The following is an 18,447-nucleotide window of genomic DNA, read 5'->3' on the forward strand; positions in this document are numbered from 1 at the left end:
TGGACTTCCCGGCGGCGTCCACAGGATGTAGACGGCGTGTCAACACGCCCGGCCTAGCTTCGGTCCCATGCACAAGGCTTCCCGGCCCGGGCTGTTCTTTCGCATAACCGACAAAGGAAAGTGATGAGACGCAAGAAGATGTTCCTGGCGGCGGCGCCGTTGGCGGCCTTGCTGCCGCTGGTGCTGACCTCGGTCACGCAGTCGGCTCCCGCCGAGGCGGCGACGTCGTCGTGCGCGGCGGTCCCCGTGCCGGCGCCCTCGGGCGCGCGGATCGAATCGGTCGAGGCGGCGCAGAAGCCGGGCGGGACCGTCACGTTCCCGCCGTCCCCGTTCGGGACGCCCGCCCCGATCACCGACGTGCCGGCCTACTGCGAAATCACCGTCACGCTGACCCACGGGAAGGCGGGCGACCACGTCAAGGTCGCCGTCGCGCTCCCGCGGACCGGGTGGACGGGCAGGCTCCAGGCGGTCGGCGGCAGCGCCTACACCGCCGGTGACTTCGGCGCCCCGCTCGTCCAGGCGGTCAAGGACGGCTACAGCGGCGTGACGACCGACGCCGGTGTCCCCCTGACCTTCCTCGACACCTCGTGGGCACTCACTCCCCAGGGCGAGATCGACAAGCCGCTGGTGACGAACTTCGCGACCCGGTCCGTGCACGAGGCCGCCGTCATCGGCAAGGACGTGACCCAGAAGTTCTATCAGCGGGCCGTCGGCTACTCGTACTGGAACGGCTGCTCGACCGGTGGCCGTCAGGGCTACTCGGAAGCGCAGCGGTACCCGGAGGACTTCGACGGCGTCCTGGCGAACGCGCCCGCCGTGCACTGGGCGGAGTTCGCGGTCGCGACCCTCTGGCCGCGCGTCGTGATGAACCAGGAGAAGACCTTCCCCTCGACCTGTGTCTTCACCGCGTTCCAGCAGGCCGCGATCAAGGCCTGCGACGGCCGGGACGGGGTCACCAACGGCATCGTGGACCGGCCGGACGAATGCAGCTACGACCCTCGCTCCCTCATCGGCACGAAGGTGCTCTGCGAGGGCAAGGAGGTCACCGTCACGGCGGCGGACGCCGAGGTCGTGCGCAAGATCTGGGCCGGGCCGACCGACGAGTACGGGCGACGGCTCTGGGCGGGTCTCCCCAAGGGCGCGGACTTCGGCCCGGTGACGACGGCTCCCGGGTTCCCTGTGGCCACGGGCTGGGTGAAGACCTTCTTGAAGAAGCAGCCCGGCTTCGACACCGAGAAGCTCACCTATCGCCAGTTCGCCGACCTGTTCCGCCAGTCGGTGCGGGAGTACGACGACGTCATCGGCACCTCCGACCCCGATCTGTCGGACTTCCGCCGCGCGGGCGGCAAGCTGATCACCTTCGTCGGCAGCGACGACCAGCTGATCCCGCCGGGCGGCACCCTCCAGTACCGCCGCGAGGTGGAGCGGGAGATGGGCGGCCCGAGGCGGGTCGACGACTTCTACCGGTTGTTCCTCGCCCCGGGTGTCGCGCACTGCTTCGGCGGCGCGGGCGCCGCGCCGACGAACGCGCTGGGCGCGCTCGTCGACTGGGTCGAACACGGCAAGGCACCGGCGACCCTGCCGGCGGCGAACGCGGACAAGACCCTGACCCGCGATCTCTGCCCGTATCCGCAGGTGTCGCGTTACCGCGGCCACGGTGATCCCGCGGTGGCCACGAGCTACCGCTGCACTGCTCACTGAGGTCCACCACACCCGTGCCCGTCGTGCCGCCGCCCCCTCCGGCACGACGGGCACTTCCTCACACTGTGAGAACTTCCGGGCTTACCTTTGCCCAACCCGTCAAAAGTACGGTATTCACAACGAGGGACATCGCGGCGGAGCAATTCGGACACCGGCGAAGACACCGTTCCCGGTGACCGAAACTCTTTGCACCGCAACGGAATCACCACGCCAGACCGTCATATCACCCCGCGTTCGAGCCGGGCGATATGACCCAAATGGTATGTACCAGTCGGGTAAGACGCCTCGTACGGTCGGGAACACATCTCCCCTCCCCCGCCCGTTTCCGAGGAAAGCGTCGACATGAACAGAAAGATCCTCGCCGCCACAGCCGCGGCCATAACCGGGGCAGGCCTGCTCACCGCCATCGCGCTCACCCCCAGCGCGAGTGCCGGTCAGGAAGCCACCTCGGGAGACCAGGCCCAGTCCGAAATGCTGGCCGCGCTGGCCCGCGACCTCAAGATCAGCCCCGAGCAGGCCAAGCTCCGGCTCGCGAGCGAACAGCGCGCCGCGGTCGCCGACAACACACTGAAGAGGCAGCTCGGCACGTCGTACGCCGGATCGTGGCTGGACGCCTCCGGGACCACGCTCACCGTGGCGGTCACCGACGCCGCCCAGGCCGACCTGGTGCGCGCAGCCGGCGCGACCCCGAAGACCGTCGCCCGCAGCGCCGCCGACCTCGACGCGGCGAAGCTGCGGCTGGACGCCAAGTCCACCAAGGCGCCGAAGACCGTGCCCGGCTGGTACACCGACATCGTCACCAACTCCGTCGTCGTGCTGGCCAACGCCGGCAGCGAGGCCGCCGCGAAGTCCTGGGCCGCTGAGTCCGGCGTGCGGGCCGACCTGCTCCGGATCGAGGCCAGCACCGAACAGCCGCGCGCGCTGATCGACATCATCGGCGGCAACGCCTACACCTTCGGCTCGGGCCGCTGCTCCATCGGCTTCGCGGTCGACGGTGGCTTCGTGACCGCGGGCCACTGCGGCACCACCGGAACCCGCACTTCGAACCCGAGCGGGTCCGTCGCCGGTTCGAGCTTCCCCGGCAACGACTACGCCTGGGTCCGCGCCGACGCGGGCAACACCCCGCGCGCGCTGGTCAACCGTTACCCGGGCACCGTGCCGGTGGCCGGTTCGACCGAAGCGGCGCTCAACTCCTCGGTCTGCCGTTCCGGCTCCACCACGGGCTGGCACTGCGGCACCATCCTGCAGAAGAACGCCTCGGTCACCTACCCCGAAGGCACCATCACCGGTCTGACCCGGACCAACGCCTGCGCCGAACCCGGCGACTCCGGCGGTTCGTGGATCAGCGGCGACCAGGCGCAGGGCGTCACCTCCGGTGGCTCCGGCAACTGCACCTCCGGCGGCACGACCTACTTCCAGCCGATCTCGGAGATCCTGAGCGTCTACAACCTGCGTCTGACCGTCAGCGGTGGCGGGCCGACCAGCACCAGCCAGCCGACGACGACCACCACCCCGACCGGGCCGACGACGTCGAACCCGCCGGGCGGCACCTGGGCGCCGTACACGTACTACGGCTCCGGCGCGACCGCCAGCTACGGCGGCAGCAACTACCGCGTGATCCAGCCGCACACCTCCATGCCCGGCTGGGAACCGCCGAACGTGCCCGCGCTTTGGGAACTCGCCTGACCTGGACCGCCCCCGGTGACCTCACCTCGCCGGGGGCGGTTCCCTCCCCTGACGACGGCGCGCTGACCTCGGATCTCGAATCCCTCGTCCCGCGCGCCAGCCGCGGCGACCCCGCGGCCACGAACGAGTTGATGTGCCTCGTCCAGCCGGTCGTCGAGGACTATTGCCGGAGCCGGATGGGTGGGACGGACGTGCGCGTGGTCGCCGCGGAGGACGTCGCGCAGGAGACCTGCCTCGCGGTCCTCGCCACCCTTCCGACGGCCCGGGCGACCGGCGGTTCCTTCCTCACCGCCGTCCTCCGGATCGCCGCCAGGAAGGTCGCCGCCGCCTTCCGGTGGCGGGCGCGGGACAGATCCGAGCCCACCCCCGATCCGCCCGACCGCGCGACCTCCGAGATCGACGAACCCGAGTGGCACGCCCTCGCCGCCGACGGTCATGAACGGTTGAGACGATTGATGACCGCACTGCCCGACATCCAGCAGGAGATCCTCCGGCTGCGGATCACCGTCGGCATGTCGGCCCCCGAGACCGGCGCGGTCCTGCGGGTGAGCCCCGGCATGGTCCGGGTCGCCCAGCACCGCGCCCTGAACAAACTCCGCACGATCATCAGCGAGGACGACCTGTGATCAGCCCCCTCATCGGCCCCGCGGACGGCCATACTTGGCCGGTGGAAATCGATGTCCGGCACCTGCGCCTCCTCGACGCGATCGCGTCGGCGGGCAGCATCGCGAAGGCCGCGACCGCGCTGGGGCTCTCCCAGCCCGCGCTGAGCGCGCAGCTCCACCGGGTCGAGCGGGCGCTGGAGCGGACCGTGTTCGAACGAGACCGGAACGGCGTGCGGCCCACCGCGCTGGGCGAGGTGCTCCTGAACCACGCGCGAAGGGTACTGGCCGCGGCGGACGAACTCGACCAGGCCATCCGCCGGTTCCATCGTGCCCCGTCCGAGGGCCTGCTCCGGATCGGCGCGCTCCCCACGGTCTTCGCCGAGACGTTGAGCGGCGTGGTCGCCGCGGCCGCTCCCGGTCGTCCGATCGAGCTGCTCGCGATGACCAGCAGGACCGCGTTGTTCTCCGCGCTTCTCGATGGCACGGTGGAACTGGCGCTGTACGTGGACCATCCCGGCCAGGAGATCGTTCCGCCGGACGGCGTCCACATGCTTCCCGTCGGGACGGAACCCGTCTTCGTGATCGTGTCCTCGAAGCATCCGGTCGCCGGGCGCGGCGAGGTGTCACTGGCGGAACTCGTCGATTCGACCTGGCTCGCGGTGGCGAGCGGGGACGACGAGTTCCACGATCACCTGACGGACGAGTGCGCCCGGGCAGGCCTTGGCACGATCACCGTGCAGGAGCTGGAACCGATGGTGCTGCGGCAGACCGTCCGGCGCGATGCCCGCGCGGTGGCGCTGGCCCAGTCCCTCGATTCCGGTTCGACGATGCCGGGTTCGGTGGTGGCCCTGCGGGGCGTGCCGCTGAGGACGCGGCATGTCCTGCTGTGGCGCGACGGATCGCCGGTCGACGTCTCCGCCGTCCGAAGTGGACTGGTGCAGGCGATCACCGAGCTGGCCGCCATCCGGCATCGACTTCCCGAGTGGGCGGCGGCCAACCCGGGCTGGCTAGGCACCTGACCTGGCCTCCTCGAAGGAGTCCACAGTGGTCGTCCATTGTGGATTGTCAGCGAGCCAGGAGCGATACAGGTCCGGGGTCTCCATCACGGCGTGTTGCGCCTGCACGAGTTCTTCCCACAACACCCGGACGGCGTCTCCGGCCAACGGCCCGCGCTCGTGCCAGTACAGCCGGGTGGTCATGCGCAACGGGTTGCCGCGCAACGGAATGATCGCGATCCCGCCGCGGTGGCGGGCCGCGGGCACCATCGGCAGGACTGCCTCGCCCAGCTCGCACAGCTGAGCGCAGACGCTCGGTGGCAGAGTACGGATCTCGGGCGTGAACCCGGCCGTCCGGCACACGTCGGAGACGTAGCCGGTGAACTCGGTGTCGGCGAGGTCCGCGGTGTCGGCGACGCTCAGCCAGCGTTCACCGGCGAGCTCCTCCAACCCGACCTCGGCGCGGCCGGCGAGCCGGTGATGCTCGGCGACCGCCACGAACAACGGTTCCACCGCGACCGTCGCCCTCCCGACATCCGGCGGCGGAGTATGGACGTAGCCAGGGAAGTCGACCACGACGAGCACTTCGAGCCGATGGTCGGCGAGCAGGTCCAGCGCCGCCGGGACGCTCAGCGCGCCCCGGACCTCGACCCCGGTGGACAGCACCCGCGGCACGGCCACCGCGAGATTCCCCACCAGCTGGCCGGGGATCCCGCAGATCCGGACTGGATCGGGCAGCGTGCCGTACCGGTTCTTGTCCAAGGCGGACTCGAGCCGGGCGAGTTCGTCCAGCACGGCGCGGGCGTGGGCCACGACCAGCTCGCCCAGCGGCGTGATCCGGGCGCCATGCCGGTCCCGGTGGAACAGCGGGCCGCACGCGACGCGTTCCGCCCGGCGCAGGCTTTCGGTGACGGTGGGCTGGGTCAGGCCGAGAGCGGCCGCGGCGGCGGACAGTGTCCCCGTCTCGGCGATGGCGCGGACCACCCGCAACTGCCGGAACCCCAGTTCCATAGACGAACGCTATACAAAGCCGGGAGTTCTCCGGAAGCCCTGGCGCGGCGAAAGTAATTCCCGCAAATCCCCTTCAACGTCGAGGAGGACTCCACATGAGACTGCGTACCCTGCTGCGCGTCGCCCTGATCCCGCTGGTCGCGGGCGCGGCGGCGCTGTCCGTGTCTTCGCCGGTGGCGGCACAGGAACCCGGACAGGTGGGCCCGGCCATCGTCGGCGGCGGACAGGCGTCCGGCGACTTCCCGTGGATCGCTTCGCTCCAGGCCAATGGCCGCCACGGCTGCGGCGGATCCCTGATCGCTTCGCAGTGGGTGGTGACCGCGGCGCACTGCATCCCCCAGCAACAGGGCCTGCAGCTGCGCATCGGCTCGAAGACCTGGCAATACGGAGGAACCCTCGCCTCGGCCTCGCGCATGATCAAGCACCCCCGCTACAGCGGACAGGCCGGACCGAACGACATCGCGCTGATCCGGCTCTCCCAGCCCGTGCAGAACACCCCGATCCAGATCGCGAGCACCTCGCCCGCGTCCGGGACCGGGGTCACGCTGTACGGCTGGGGCCAGACCTGCCCGCAGCGTGGTTGTGAGCAGCAGCCTCCCGCGAACCTGAAGCAGCTCAACACCCGCATCGATCCGGACAGCCGCTGCCAGACCATTCAGGGTTCCACCGAACTGTGCGTGGCCAGCACGACCTCCCAGACCGCCTGCTACGGCGACTCCGGCGGACCGCTGGTCGTCCAGGGCACGCTGGCCGGTGCGACCAGCCGCGCCGGGCACCAGAGTTCGACGTGCGGTACCGGCGACACCATCTACACCGACGTCACCGCGCACCGTCAGTGGATCGCCTCGGTCACCGGGGGCTGATCTTCACGGTGCGGTGACCGGTGAACCGCACCGTGAAGGGGAGCCGGGTGGGTGCGTCGCAGGGACGCCCACCCGGTTCCCGTCCGTTCACCGCTGGATGCAGTCGAGCCCCAGCCCGAACCCGGTCATCACGTACTGGCAGATATGGGTCGCGTGGACTTCGTCGGTCTCCAGGCACCCCACCGGGACGCCCAAGAGGTCGACGGCGCACGACGCGTAGAACTTGTTGGGGCTGCCGGGCACCGGATCCGCCGAAGCCGGTGCCGCGGCGACGGCGCCCGCGGAGACCAAGAGCGTGAAGGTGGCCGCCACAGCGGCGAGACGTGACTTCATCGTGCTCTCCCTTGCTTCCGCCCCCTGCTCGATGTCTCTGATATTCCCCGGATCACGCCGGTTCACCTGGTGATCACCGGAAAGTGTCACGACGACGTACAGCGATGACGTCGTCCGACGGGCGCCGCGGTCCCGAAGCCGGTCCTAGCGTGAGGTCCATGCCCGCTCTTGGGAAGTTCGCCGTCACCTCCGCCCTGTTCACCGCCGTCCTGGCGGCCGCCGCGTGCAGCGCTCCCCCGCCCGCGCCACCGGCGGCCGCCGCTCCTGCCGCCGTCGCCGCCGGCGACTGGTCGCCCGCTCCCGTGGTGCCGTTGCCGTCGCAGCCGCCGCCCTCGCTGGTCGTGGACGCGCCGTTGCCCGAACAACTCGCGATGGGCCTGGTCGTACTGCGGTACCGGGCGGAGAACCTCCGGATCGTGCCGGTGTACGGCCCGGCCGCCCTCGACGTCTCGCCCCGGATCGGCCACATCCACGTGACCGTCGACGACGCCGCCTGGCACTGGGCGGACGGCAGCGGAGAGCCGCTCATCATCCAGTCACTGCCGGCGGGTCCGCACAAGGTGTGGATCGGCCTGGCCGACCCGACGCACAAGATCCTCGACGAGAAGACGGTCAGCTTCGTCGTCCCCGTCCAAAGTGGACACCACTGAGATGACGCCCTTCACCGTCACCCTGACCCCGCGCCGGGCCGGACCGGGCCGCGCGTCAGCGGTACGGAACTGGTGACCGTCGCCGTTTCGCGGCAACACCTCCGGCCGCCCCTCGACGACAGTGGAGGCATGACGGGAAAGCCACTTTCGCAACCTTCAACGTTGCGAAAGTGGCTTTCACAACGCCATCCCCGCCCGACTCGCCGAAGCCGAGCGGTATAGGACGTTATACACGCCGGTTTCCCAATGTCGCATTCGAGACGCTGAGCGTCCCTGATGCGACATCGGGGACGTCCAGGCGGCGCCTACGCCGGGCCGAGGAACTCCCCCACCACCGCCGCGAACTCCTCCGGTCTGGCGGAGTGCACCCGATGTCCCGCATCCTCGACGGTCACCAGACGGCAGTCCGGGATCAGCCCCCGCATCCGCTCCAGCGATTCGAGCGTGACGTGACTCGACGGCCCACCGCCGACCAGCAGGGTCGGCGCGGTGATCGCGGCGAGCCGCTCCCACCAGCCGGGGTCGGGCGTGCGGAGTTCGGCCATGATCGGGTCGATCAGCCGCCAGTCGAACGGCAGCGGCTCGGACGGCTCCTGCGCGGGCGCCAACGGCTCCGAAGACACGAGAGGAGGCGGCGGGGTGTCCTCGACGACCAGCCGCCGCACGCGTCCGGGCAGGCGCTGGGCGAGCAGCACGGCGACCCGGCCGCCCATCGAATGCCCGACGAGATCCACCTCGTCGTCGAGGAGTTCGGCGACGGCGTCGGCCATCGTCTCGAGTGAGTACTTCTCCGCGTGAGCGCTGTCGCCGTGTCCCGGCAGGTCGACGGCAAGGACACGGCGGTCCAGCCGGGACGCGAAAGCGTCCCAAGTGCCGGATTTGCTGCCGAGGGCGTGCAGCAGGACCACGGGGACCCCGGTCCGGGGGCCGGTCTCTCGAAAGGCGAGGGTCACCCCGTCAGGTTAGGCCCGCAGGTGGGCCCGGTCCGGCGCGACGGCGTACCGGAGCGGCTCCCCGAGCACGAACCGCCGCAGCTCCGCCGCCACCAGCTCGCCCATCCGCGCACGCTCGGCGCCCAGCGCGCCGGCCAGATGCGGGGTGAGCACCACGTTCGGCAGCGTGTAGAGCGGCGAGTCCGGTTCCGGCGGTTCCGGCCAGGTGACGTCCAGGATCGCCGTGAGATCCGGGCGCTCGGTCAGCACGGGGATCACCGACGGCTCGTCGACCACGGCGCCGCGGGCGGTGTTGATCAGGGTCGCGCCGATTCCCATCCTGGCCACCAGCTCGCCGTTCACCAGGCCTTCGGTCTCGGGGAGCAGCGGCGCGTGCAGGCTGACCACGGGACAGGTGGCGAACAGCTCGTCGAGCCCCACCAGCCGCACACCCAGGCTCTCGGCGGTAGCCGCGTCGACGACGGGGTCGCTCGCCAGGACTTCCACGTCGAAACCGCGCAAATGCGACGCGACGAGAGCACCGATCTCGCCCAGGCCGAGCAGGCCGACCCGGGACCGGTACGCTCCGGCGACCCTCGGATCCGGCGGGTAGGCCTTCCGCTCGCGGATCTCGCGGGAGATCCGGTGCACCTGCTTCAGTCCCAAAAGGACCTGGGCCAGGGTGAACTCGGCGACCGGGACGGCGTTCGCGGCCGCGGCGGACACGATCGGCAGCTCGCGCGCCCAGAACTCGGGGGTGGTCAGCGGCCGCACCGAGCCGGCGGCCACGAGCACGGCGCACAGGTCCGGCGCGTGTCCCAAGAGGACGGAGTCCAGCACCGGGGCACCCCAGCCGGACAGCAGGATTTCGACGCCTACCAGGGCCGACGGATCCTCCGCCAGCCGCTCCCGCGTGAGCGGCTCACGCAGGTCGACCAGCGTTCCGATCTCCTTCAGCACCGCCTCGGGGTAAACGTCGTCGCGGCGGCGTTCCTCCATCACGAGAAGCGCTGTCGGGCGGTGTTGCAGCTCGGTCATCCCTACCTCCGTCGGCGACCATACATCGGATGCCTGACCCGGTCCACGCGCGGCGAGTCCCACGCAGAGGCAAACCCTGCCGATTGAAATTCGTAATCATCGGACCATTGACCGGACTACGGGAAAGCGCTTACCGTCCCCTCCGGAGTAGACAGCGTGGTCCACAGTGAACAGGAGAAGCGATGCGGAAATCGCGGTGGATCGGCGTGGGACTCACTGTCTCAGCGCTGGTCCTTTCGGGCTGCTCGGCAGGTCCCGCCGGAACGAACGTCGCGCAGGACACCAAGGCACCCTTGGAACTGTGGACCCGGACGACGCCCGGCGGCGCCGGTGAGCAGGCCACCAAGCGGCTCGCGGAAGCCTTCGAGAAGGCCACGGGATTCAAGGTGCAGGTCACCGCGATCTTCGACGACTTCGAGACGAAGCTCGCGCAGCGCGCCGCCCAGCGCGACCTGCCGGACATCGTGATGAACGACGTCACGCAGGTCGGCACGCTGAAGAGCCAGGGTCTCGTGCGCGAGATCGAACAGGGCAAGATCAAGCACGCCTCGGAACTCACCGAGCAGGCGCTGAAGTCGAACCAGATGCCGGACGGCAAGCTGTACGGCCTGCCTTACAGCGCACAGGCTTCGGCGCTGCTGATCCGCAAGGACTGGCGCGAGAAGCTCGGCAAGAGCGTCCCGCAGAACTGGGCCGAGCTGGCCGACCTCGCCAAGGCCTTCACCACCGGCGACCCCGACGGCAACGGGAAGAACGACACCGCGGGACTGACCGCGACGCTGTCGACCAAGCGGGGTTACGCCTCCTGGTACTTCTCCAACTTCCTGTGGGCCGGTGGCGGCGACTTCATCACCGAAGCCGGTGGCGGCAAGTACAAGCCGTCGATGAGCACGCCCGAATCCGTGGCGGCGGTGCAGTGGTTCCGCGACCTCGGCTGCAAGGACAACGTGATCCAGCCCGGTTCGGTCACCATGCCGACCCCGGCGACCAACGAGACCTTCGAAGCGGGCAAGGCCGGGATGTACGTCGTCGGCCCGTACCTGTTGCCGCGCTTCGACAAGTCGCTCGGCAAGGACAAGTACGAGGTCGTCCCGATGCCGCAGGGCACCAAGAACGCGGACGTCCTCGCCGAGGGCCTGTCGATCTACATGATGGCCGGTTCGCCGAACCAGGCCGGGCAGGACGCCTTCGGTGACTTCGCGATCTCGGCCGACGGCCAGAAGATCGGCATGGAAGGCGACTCGGCCTTCATCGTGCAGCTGCCGGTGAACAAGAACGTCGACATCGCCCAGGTCCGCCCGGACCCGCGCTGGAAGACCTACGCCGACATCTACGCCAAGTCCGGCCACTACGCGCCGTCCATCCCGAACTGGACGCCGGTCCGCCAGGACACCGCCGACACCGTCAGCGCACTCGTCGCCGACTGCAAGCTCGACACCAAGGCGGAACTGTCCAAACTCGACACGAAGCTCACCGCGACCTTGCAGCAACAGGGGATCAGCGCGTCATGACCGTAGATCACGCCAAGCCGGCGGCCGTCGGCGCGGACCGTCCCGCCGTCGAGCGGACGCCCGCGCCGAAGGCCCGCAGGCGCAGCGACCGCGACGGGAAGTGGTGGACGCCGTGGCTGTTCCTGGCCCCCGCCCTGATCCTGTTCGTGTACTTCAAGTTCATCCCGATGATCACCGCGGTGACGATGTCCTTCCAGGACGTCCAGCCGTACCTGGGCAACCAGTGGGTCGGCGGGGAGAACTACAGCACCGTCCTCGGTGACGAGGCGTTCCACTCCGCGATCTGGCACACCGTCGTGATCGCGATCGGCCAGACGGTCGGGTCGATGGTCATCGGCCTCGCGCTCGCCCTGCTGATGGAGGGCCAGAGCAAGCGGCTGAAGTTCCTGCGGTCGGCGGCGTTCCTGCCGGTGGTCGTGCCGATCGCGGTGGTCGCCGAACTCTGGCGGATCATGTACCACCCGACCGGGGACGGGATGCTGAACTCCATCCTCGGCCTGGTCGGGCTGGGCCCGTCGGGCTTCATCAACGATCCCGACACGTCGATGGTCTCGGTCATCGTCACCGGCATCTGGCGCGGCGCGCCATACGACATGATGATCTTCCTCGCGGGCCTGGCCGGGATCGACCGCGGGCTCTACGAAGCGGCCACTGTGGACGGTGCCTCGCGCTGGCGCAAGATCCTCCACGTGACGCTGCCGGGTCTGCGGTCGGTGTTCTCGATCCTGTTCGTCCTCGCGGCGATCCGCGGCCTGCGGGTGTTCACCGAGGTGTTCCTGCTGACCAACGGCGGGCCGAACGGCTCGACCGAGGTGGCGATGACCCTGATCTACAAACTCGGCCTGGAACAGAACCGGCTGGGCGTCGGCGCGGCGGGAGCGGTCCTGCTGTTCCTCGCGACGCTCGTGCTGACGCTGTTCGTCCAGGTGCTCCGACGGAGGCGAGACGCATGACCGCGGCCAACGATTCGGCACTCGGCCTCGACGCCGTCAAGTCGCCGGGCGGACGGATCCTGAAGTACGCCGTGTACGCCCTGGTGCTGGCGGTGTTCGCCGGCCCGCTGCTGGCGCTGCTGGTCAGCGCGTTCAGCGACGTGTCCGACCCGACGGCGCTGAGCGTCGTCCCGTCGAAGCCCACCCTGGGCAACTTCGGCATCGCGTTCGACCACGGCGTCGGGCTGTACCTGCTGAACTCCTTCCTGGTGGTCGGTTTCGGCCTGCTGCTGCAGGTCGTCATCTCGGTGCTGGCCGGATACGCGCTGGCACGCAAGAAGTTCCGCTTCATGACCTTCGTGCTGGTCGCGATCCTGGCGACGCTGATGCTGCCGGAGGAGATCCTCGCGATCCCGCTGTCGCTGATCCTGTCCGACCTTCCCGTGGTGCACCTCAACCTGATCGGCAGCCTCGCCGGGATGATCGTGCCGCTCGGCGCGTGGGCGTTCTCGATCCTGGTGATGACCGAGTTCATGAAGGACGTCCCCCGCGAACTCGAAGAGGCGGCCCGCATCGACGGCGCCGGGGACCTGCGGATCTTCGCGCAGATCATCCTGCCGATGTGCAAGCCCGCGCTCGGCGTGATCGGTGTCTTCGGCTTCACGATGATCTGGGATCAGTACCTGCTGCCGATGCTGGTCTCGTCCGACGCCTCGACCTACACGCTGCCGCTGGCCCTGCGCACTCTGCGCATCGACGCGGACGTGACGCCCGGCGTGATCATGGCGGCGTCGCTGCTGGCGCTGCTGCCCTCGGTCGCCGCGTTCCTGTTCTTCCAGCGTTCGTTCGTCCGCGGCCTGGCCTCGGGCGCGCTGAAGGGCTGACCCACCATTTTCCAAGGAGCGATCCTGAAGTGAGTTCCACCGCCTGGTTCACCCACGACCGGTTCGGGATGTTCGTCCACTGGGGACTGTATTCCCTGGCCGCCCGGCACGAATGGGTGCAGAACCGCGAAAAGCTGACCGACGAGCAGTACCGGGTCTACTTCGACCACTTCGAACCGGACAAGTACGACCCGCGTTCCTGGGCGCGGGCCGCGAAGGACGCGGGCATGACCTACGTCGTGCTCACCACCAAGCACCACGACGGTTTCTGCCTGTGGGACAGCGATCTCACCGACTTCAAGGTGACGAACACCCCCTACGGCGAGGATCTGCTCGAACCGTTCGTCGACGCGTGCCGCGAAGAAGGTTTGAAGGTCGGCTTCTACCACTCGCTGATCGACTGGCACCACCCCGCGTTCCCCGTCGACGGCACCCACCCCCGCCGCGACGACCAGGAGTACATCGCGGCGCACCAGTACGCCGACATCGCCGAGTACCAGCTGTACCTGCACGGCCAGGTCCGCGAGCTGCTCACCCGCTTCGGCACGATCGACTACCTGTTCTTCGACTTCTCCTACAAGGGCCGCAAGGAATGGTGGGGCGGCAAGGGCCCGGACGACTGGGACTCCCCCGGTCTGCTCAAGCTGGTCCGCGAACTCCAGCCCGGCATCCTGGTCAACGACCGCACCGGCGTCCCCGGCGACTTCATCACCCCGGAGCAGTACCAGCCGTCCGGGCCGATGACCCGCGACGGCGTCCCGGTGGTGTGGGAGGCGTGCCAGACCCTCAACGGCAGCTGGGGTTACGACCGCGACAACCTCGACTACAAGAGCCCCGAACTGCTCATCCGGATGCTGGTCGACGGCGTGTCCAAGGACGGGAACCTGCTGCTCAACGTCGGGCCGAACGGCCGGGGCGAGATCGACCCGCGGGCGCTCGAAGTGCTCGCCGAGCTCGGCCGCTGGATGGACCGGCACGAACGCTCCGTCCGCGGTTGCGGTCCCGCCGAATTCACCGCGCCCGCCGACGGCCGCTACACCCAGCGCGGGGACCGGCTCTACCTGCATCTCTTCAGCTGGCCGATGAACCACGTCCACCTGCCCGGGCTCGCCGGACGGGTGCGCTACGCCCAGTTGCTCGACGACGCCTCGGAAATCCGGGTGGTGCACACGGATCCCGGGCAGACCGCGCAGAACACCCAGATGGGCGGGCAGCCGGAAGGCACGCTCACCCTCAAGCTCCCCATCCGGAAACCGGACACCCCGGTCCCGGTGATCGAGTTGTTCCTCACCAGCCCCGCCGCCGCGGAAACCCTCCCCACCGATTGAGCTCGGAGGCATCATGGATCGCAGAAGGTTCCTCACCGGCGCCACTCTCGGCGCCGCGCTGGTCACCGTCCCCTGGGTCACCGCCGGAACGGCGTCGGCCAAGCCGCAAGGGCTGTGCGCGCTGAACGTCAGCTCGCTGACCGAACTGCAGAACGCCATCAACTCGGCCACCGCCGGTGCCGTCATCACCCTGAACAACGGCACCTACACCGTGCCCACGGGCAAGCCGATCAGCATCAAGGGCAGGCGCGGCACCAAGGACCAGCCGATCACCATCGTCGCCCAGTCCACCGGCGGGGTGACCCTGAACGGTGAGCAGAGCTTCGTCTTCGACGACTCGACCGGCGTCACGATCAGCGGATTCAATCTCCGGCAGAGCACCACGCTGGAGATCCCGCCGAACTGTTCCCGGATCCGCCTGACCCGCAACGATCTCCAGTTCGCCGACATCACGGACCTGCACTGGGTGATGGTCCGCGCCGACTACAGCAAGATCGACCGCAACCACTTCCACCACAAGACGACGCTCGGCGTCATGCTCTGCATCGAGGGTGCGGACGAAGACAAGATGGCGGTGGGCGTCCACGTCCTGCGGAACTACTTCTCCGACCACACCTTCGCCGGCGACAACGGCGGCGAGCCGATCCGGCTCGGCGTCAGCCCGCGCGCGCTGAGCACCGCCGGCGCCACGGTGGAGTACAACCTGTTCGAACGCGCCAACGGCGACCCGGAGGCGATCTCGGTCAAGTCGTCGGGCAACTTCATCCGCAACAACACCATCCGGAACAGCCTGGGCGGCATCGTCCTGCGCCACGGGAACAAGACCGTCGTCGAATCCAACTTCATCCTCGGCGGCAAGGAAGGCATCCGGATCTACGGCAACGACCACAAGATCCTCAACAACTACGTCGCCGGACTGTCCAGCAACGCGCTGGTCGTCGGCAGCGGCTCCGTCCGGGACCACTTCCCGGGCGAATCGAAGGAATCGCGGCGCGGCAACGACGCGGCGGACCGCGTGCTGATCGCGCACAACACGCTGCTGAACAACAGCAGCACACTCTCCGGCGAGACCAAACGGACGATCGAACCGCGCGACTGCACAATCTCGGACAACCTCTTCGTCGGCGGCAACGGCGACCTGGTCGCGATGAGCACCACGGGCAACTTCACCTGGTCCGGCAACATCCTGTGGGGTTCGGGCGGGAACGGGAACATCCCGGCCGGCACCTTCCAGCGGGTGGACCCGAAGCTCGTGCAGGGCACCGACGGCGTCTCGCGGCTCGCCGCGGGCAGCCCCGCGATCGACGCGGCGACCCTGTCGCCCGCACCGGTCACGCTCGACATCGACGGTCAGGCCCGCGGCAGCCTGCGTGACGTCGGCGCCGACGAGTACTCGACGGCCGCCATCGCGAACCGGCCGCTCACCACCGCGGACGTCGGCCCCGCCGCTCCGTAGCCAGGCGGTCGACAACAGAGCCGGGCTCACGCCGGCGTCAGCCCACGCCGGCGTGAGCCCACCGCACCACCGAGGAGGAACCATGCCGCAGCGCGCCGCGGGTTCGGCCACCCTGGCCGACGTCGCCCGTGAGGCGGGAGTGTCGCTCGCGACGGCGTCGAGAGCGCTCAACGGCGGGACCAGACAGGTCAGCGGGACGCTGCGGGAATCGGTGCTCCAGGCCGCGGAACGGTTGCAGTACACGGCGAACGTGCCCGCGCAGGCGATGGCCCGCGGCCGCGGCAACGTCGTCGGGCTGCTGGTCCACGACATCGTCGACCCGTATTTCTCCTCGATCGCCTCCGGGGTCATGCGCGTGGCCGCCCGGCACGGGCTGACGGTCACCATCGCGAGCACGGAAAACCGTCCGGAGAAGGAACTCGAGTACGTCACGACATTGCGCGGGCAACGGGCGCGGGCGGTCATCCTGGCCGGGTCGCGCAACGAGGACAGCGCCCTGCAACGGAATCTGACCAAGGAACTCAAGGCGTTCGAGGCCGCCGACGGCCGGGTCGTCGTGATCGGACAGCGGAAGCTGCCCTTCGACACCGTCATGCTCGAAAACGGGCCAGGGGCGGCGGCGCTGGCCGGACGACTCGCCGGGATCGGGCATCGCGACTTCCTCGTGCTCGCCGGGCCACCCGGACTGCTGACCTCACGCGATCGCGTCCTCGGTTTCCGCGACGGCCTCGCCCGCCACGGCGTCTCCCTGCCCGCGAACCACGTCCTGCACGCGGAGTTCACCCGCGACGGCGGCTACGCGGCGATGGTGCGAGCGCTGGAAGGCGGCTTCCGGGGCTGTGTCTTCGCGGTCAACGACGTGATGGCCGTCGGCGCGATGGCCGCCTGCCGCGACCACGGCCTCGACGTGCCGGAGCACATCGCGATCGCGGGCTTCGACGACATCATCACGTTGCGCGACATAAGGCCTTCGCTGTCCACCGTGCGCGTCCCGATCGAGACGATGGGCGAACAGGCCCTCGACTTCGTGCTCGCCGACCGCGCGAGCGACCCCCGCGTCAAACCGGTCACCGGCGAGGTCGTGCTGCGGGAAAGTACTCGACCCTTGGAGGGGAAATGATCCGCCCGGGACTGTGTTCGGTGACGCTGCGGCGGCTGGACGCCGACGAGGTCGCCCGCCGTGCCGAGGAAGCCGGGCTGCAAGTGATCGAGTGGGGCGCCGACGTCCATGTGCGCCCCGGCGACGACTGGGCGGCCGAGCGTGCGTTCGAAGCCATGGCACGGCACGGGCTGACTTGCGATTCCTACGGGTCCTACTTCCGTGCCACCCCGGTGGAATCCGGGAAGTTCGGCGAGATCGCCGCCACCGCGGTCCGGCTCGGCGCGTCGCGGATCCGGGTGTGGGCGGGCAAGGCGGGCTCCGAGGACGTCGACTCCTACGAGCGTGAGCAGGTCGTCGCCGGTCTCCGCGAAGCCGCCGACGTCGCGAACGAACATGGACTGGAGGTCGCGCTGGAGTTCCACGGCGGGACCCTGACCGACACCGCCGAATCGACCGTCCGGCTGCTCGACGAGGTCGGCCGCGACAACCTCGGCACCTACTGGCAGCCCCCGCAGGATCTGCCGGACGAGCAGGCGCTGGCGGGGCTGGAGCTGGTCCTCGACCAGGTGCGCGCGGTACACGTGTTCTCGTGGTGGCCCAGCAACGAACGGCATCCGCTGACCGCCAGGACGGAGCTGTGGACGGCGGCGTTCGGGCTGCTCGCGAAGGCCGGGCGGCCGCTCGACGCGCTACTGGAGTTCGTCCCGGACAACGATCCGGACCTGATCCCCGGCGAGGCGGACTCCCTGCGCAAGCTGATCGAGGCGGGCGCGTGAAGTTCACCGAAGCCGACAGGCTGCTGTTCGCCGGCGATTCGATCACCGACTCCAGCCGCGACCGCGCCGATCCGGCGTCCTTGGGCAAGGGCTACGTCCGCCGGATCGCGGACCTCCTCGGCGACGGGCCGGAGGTGCTCAACCGGGGCGTCAACGGCAACCGGATCTACGACCTGGAAGCCCGCTGGACCACCGACGTCCTCGCGGCGCGCCCGACGGCGCTGACCGTGAAGATCGGCATCAACGACACCTGGCGGACCTTCGACCGCGGCCTGCCGAGCCCGATCGGGAAGTTCCGCGCCGCCTACACCCGGTTGCTGGCGAGTGCGCGGCAGCATCTCCCGGCCGAGTTGTACGTGATCACACCGTTCCTGCTGCCGGTGGAGCCGGAACAGCGAGAATGGGAAGGCGATCTGGCTCCCCGGATCGAAGCCGCGATCGACGTGGCCACCGAATTCGGCGCGCGGCTGATCCGCGCGGATCTGTTCATGCCGCGCGCGGCGGCCGAACACGGGGCGGCGACGCTGGCCCCGGACGGTGTCCACCCCAGCCCGCTCGGTCACCGGTTGCTCGCCGAGGCCTGGCTCGCGGCGGCCGGCGCGCCGGTCGAGGAGGTTCCGCTCCCCTAGCGGATAGAGTTGCGC

Annotated in this window: 18 protein-coding genes; 14 read left to right on the top strand and 4 right to left on the bottom strand. The window is 69.4% G+C overall.

Features of this window, described 5'->3' with window-relative positions:
• Window positions 1-123: 123 nt before the first annotated feature.
• The 4 genes from B0293_RS14500 to B0293_RS14515 all read left to right on the top strand — a co-directional run bounded on the left by B0293_RS14500 (window position 124) and on the right by B0293_RS14515 (window position 5,011).
• Window positions 124-1,701, top strand: a complete 1,578-nt coding sequence (locus tag B0293_RS14500) for a tannase/feruloyl esterase family alpha/beta hydrolase (protein WP_005167414.1) — start codon at window positions 124-126, stop codon at window positions 1,699-1,701.
• Between the two features lie 342 nt (window positions 1,702-2,043).
• The gene (locus B0293_RS14505; RefSeq protein ID WP_005167418.1) at window positions 2,044-3,387 is read left to right on the top strand and encodes an alpha-lytic protease prodomain-containing protein; all 1,344 of its coding nucleotides are present in this window, start codon (window positions 2,044-2,046) and stop codon (window positions 3,385-3,387) included.
• On the top strand, window positions 3,372-4,013 hold the full coding sequence (locus B0293_RS14510) for a sigma-70 family RNA polymerase sigma factor (protein WP_005167420.1): 642 nt from the start codon (window positions 3,372-3,374) through the stop codon (window positions 4,011-4,013). The genes B0293_RS14505 and B0293_RS14510 overlap by 16 nt, the downstream gene beginning before the upstream one ends.
• 41 nt (window positions 4,014-4,054) lie before the next feature.
• Window positions 4,055-5,011 carry a LysR family transcriptional regulator gene (locus B0293_RS14515; protein ID WP_039919833.1) on the top strand — a complete coding sequence of 319 codons (957 nt, stop codon included), beginning with the start codon at window positions 4,055-4,057 and terminating at the stop codon, window positions 5,009-5,011.
• Here the strand turns inward: B0293_RS14515 and B0293_RS14520 are convergent.
• On the bottom strand, window positions 5,000-5,998 hold the full coding sequence (locus tag B0293_RS14520; RefSeq protein ID WP_005167423.1) for a LysR substrate-binding domain-containing protein: 999 nt from the start codon (window positions 5,996-5,998) through the stop codon (window positions 5,000-5,002). The genes B0293_RS14515 and B0293_RS14520 overlap by 12 nt on opposite strands.
• A 95-nt stretch (window positions 5,999-6,093) precedes the next feature.
• Here B0293_RS14520 and B0293_RS14525 point away from each other — a divergent pair, with 95 nt between their 5' ends.
• Window positions 6,094-6,861 carry a S1 family peptidase gene (locus B0293_RS14525; protein WP_005167425.1) on the top strand — a complete coding sequence of 256 codons (768 nt, stop codon included), beginning with the start codon at window positions 6,094-6,096 and terminating at the stop codon, window positions 6,859-6,861.
• A gap of 87 nt (window positions 6,862-6,948) precedes the next feature.
• On the opposite strand, the gene B0293_RS14530 is transcribed toward B0293_RS14525, so the two are convergent.
• Window positions 6,949-7,194 (bottom strand): hypothetical protein, encoded by a 246-nt coding sequence (locus tag B0293_RS14530; protein ID WP_005167427.1) that lies wholly within the window; start codon window positions 7,192-7,194, stop codon window positions 6,949-6,951.
• A 158-nt stretch (window positions 7,195-7,352) separates the two neighbouring features.
• Between B0293_RS14530 and B0293_RS14535 the strand changes: the two genes are divergently transcribed.
• Complete coding sequence (locus tag B0293_RS14535; protein WP_245820087.1) at window positions 7,353-7,844, top strand: DUF6130 family protein; 492 nt, start codon at window positions 7,353-7,355, stop codon at window positions 7,842-7,844.
• A 305-nt stretch (window positions 7,845-8,149) separates the two neighbouring features.
• Here the strand turns inward: B0293_RS14535 and B0293_RS14540 are convergent, their stop codons facing one another.
• Together B0293_RS14540 and B0293_RS14545 are read right to left on the bottom strand one after the other, a co-directional pair.
• Window positions 8,150-8,797 (bottom strand): alpha/beta fold hydrolase, encoded by a 648-nt coding sequence (locus B0293_RS14540; protein WP_063936667.1) that lies wholly within the window; start codon window positions 8,795-8,797, stop codon window positions 8,150-8,152.
• A 9-nt stretch (window positions 8,798-8,806) separates the two neighbouring features.
• Window positions 8,807-9,814 carry a hydroxyacid dehydrogenase gene (locus tag B0293_RS14545; RefSeq protein WP_005166131.1) on the bottom strand — a complete coding sequence of 336 codons (1,008 nt, stop codon included), beginning with the start codon at window positions 9,812-9,814 and terminating at the stop codon, window positions 8,807-8,809.
• Window positions 9,815-9,996: 182 nt separating this feature from the next.
• On the opposite strand from B0293_RS14545, the gene B0293_RS14550 reads away from it, so the two are divergent.
• The 8 genes from B0293_RS14550 (at window position 9,997) to B0293_RS14585 (ending at window position 18,432) form a co-directional block, all read left to right on the top strand.
• Window positions 9,997-11,325: a sugar ABC transporter substrate-binding protein gene (locus B0293_RS14550; protein ID WP_005166130.1), complete on the top strand. Its 1,329-nt coding sequence runs from the start codon at window positions 9,997-9,999 to the stop codon at window positions 11,323-11,325.
• On the top strand, window positions 11,322-12,278 hold the full coding sequence (locus B0293_RS14555; RefSeq protein WP_005166129.1) for a carbohydrate ABC transporter permease: 957 nt from the start codon (window positions 11,322-11,324) through the stop codon (window positions 12,276-12,278). The genes B0293_RS14550 and B0293_RS14555 overlap by 4 nt, the downstream gene beginning before the upstream one ends.
• Window positions 12,275-13,141: a carbohydrate ABC transporter permease gene (locus B0293_RS14560; RefSeq protein ID WP_005166128.1), complete on the top strand. Its 867-nt coding sequence runs from the start codon at window positions 12,275-12,277 to the stop codon at window positions 13,139-13,141. The genes B0293_RS14555 and B0293_RS14560 overlap by 4 nt, the downstream gene beginning before the upstream one ends.
• A gap of 29 nt (window positions 13,142-13,170) precedes the next feature.
• Window positions 13,171-14,469 (top strand): alpha-L-fucosidase, encoded by a 1,299-nt coding sequence (locus tag B0293_RS14565; RefSeq protein WP_005166127.1) that lies wholly within the window; start codon window positions 13,171-13,173, stop codon window positions 14,467-14,469.
• Between the two features lie 13 nt (window positions 14,470-14,482).
• Window positions 14,483-15,925 (top strand): polysaccharide lyase 6 family protein, encoded by a 1,443-nt coding sequence (locus tag B0293_RS14570; protein ID WP_005166126.1) that lies wholly within the window; start codon window positions 14,483-14,485, stop codon window positions 15,923-15,925.
• 82 nt (window positions 15,926-16,007) lie between these two features.
• Entirely contained in the window at window positions 16,008-17,045 is a 1,038-nt protein-coding gene (locus B0293_RS14575; RefSeq protein WP_005166125.1) for a LacI family DNA-binding transcriptional regulator, read from the top strand.
• Window positions 17,042-17,803 carry a sugar phosphate isomerase/epimerase family protein gene (locus B0293_RS14580; protein ID WP_245192108.1) on the top strand — a complete coding sequence of 254 codons (762 nt, stop codon included), beginning with the start codon at window positions 17,042-17,044 and terminating at the stop codon, window positions 17,801-17,803. The genes B0293_RS14575 and B0293_RS14580 overlap by 4 nt, the downstream gene beginning before the upstream one ends.
• Window positions 17,800-18,432, top strand: a complete 633-nt coding sequence (locus B0293_RS14585; RefSeq protein ID WP_005166123.1) for an SGNH/GDSL hydrolase family protein — start codon at window positions 17,800-17,802, stop codon at window positions 18,430-18,432. The genes B0293_RS14580 and B0293_RS14585 overlap by 4 nt, the downstream gene beginning before the upstream one ends.
• The last annotated feature ends 15 nt before the right edge of the window (window positions 18,433-18,447 follow it).

The sequence above is a fragment of the Amycolatopsis azurea DSM 43854 genome (genome assembly GCF_001995215.1).
GTDB classification, from domain to species: Bacteria; Actinomycetota; Actinomycetes; order Mycobacteriales; family Pseudonocardiaceae; genus Amycolatopsis; species Amycolatopsis azurea.

What these genes read in the sequence shown, in the direction of transcription:
- B0293_RS14500 (WP_005167414.1), top strand. Translation starts at nt 124, where the DNA reads ATGAGACGCAAGAAGATGTTCCTGGCGGCGGCGCCGTTGGCGGCCTTG.
- B0293_RS14505 (WP_005167418.1), top strand. Translation starts at nt 2,044, where the DNA reads ATGAACAGAAAGATCCTCGCCGCCACAGCCGCGGCCATAACCGGGGCA.
- B0293_RS14520 (WP_005167423.1), bottom strand. Translation starts at nt 5,998, where the DNA reads ATGGAACTGGGGTTCCGGCAGTTGCGGGTGGTCCGCGCCATCGCCGAG.
- B0293_RS14525 (WP_005167425.1), top strand. Translation starts at nt 6,094, where the DNA reads ATGAGACTGCGTACCCTGCTGCGCGTCGCCCTGATCCCGCTGGTCGCG.
- B0293_RS14530 (WP_005167427.1), bottom strand. Translation starts at nt 7,194, where the DNA reads ATGAAGTCACGTCTCGCCGCTGTGGCGGCCACCTTCACGCTCTTGGTC.
- B0293_RS14535 (WP_245820087.1), top strand. Translation starts at nt 7,353, where the DNA reads ATGCCCGCTCTTGGGAAGTTCGCCGTCACCTCCGCCCTGTTCACCGCC.
- B0293_RS14545 (WP_005166131.1), bottom strand. Translation starts at nt 9,814, where the DNA reads ATGACCGAGCTGCAACACCGCCCGACAGCGCTTCTCGTGATGGAGGAA.
- B0293_RS14550 (WP_005166130.1), top strand. Translation starts at nt 9,997, where the DNA reads ATGCGGAAATCGCGGTGGATCGGCGTGGGACTCACTGTCTCAGCGCTG.
- B0293_RS14555 (WP_005166129.1), top strand. Translation starts at nt 11,322, where the DNA reads ATGACCGTAGATCACGCCAAGCCGGCGGCCGTCGGCGCGGACCGTCCC.
- B0293_RS14560 (WP_005166128.1), top strand. Translation starts at nt 12,275, where the DNA reads ATGACCGCGGCCAACGATTCGGCACTCGGCCTCGACGCCGTCAAGTCG.
- B0293_RS14570 (WP_005166126.1), top strand. Translation starts at nt 14,483, where the DNA reads ATGGATCGCAGAAGGTTCCTCACCGGCGCCACTCTCGGCGCCGCGCTG.
- B0293_RS14575 (WP_005166125.1), top strand. Translation starts at nt 16,008, where the DNA reads ATGCCGCAGCGCGCCGCGGGTTCGGCCACCCTGGCCGACGTCGCCCGT.
- B0293_RS14580 (WP_245192108.1), top strand. Translation starts at nt 17,042, where the DNA reads ATGATCCGCCCGGGACTGTGTTCGGTGACGCTGCGGCGGCTGGACGCC.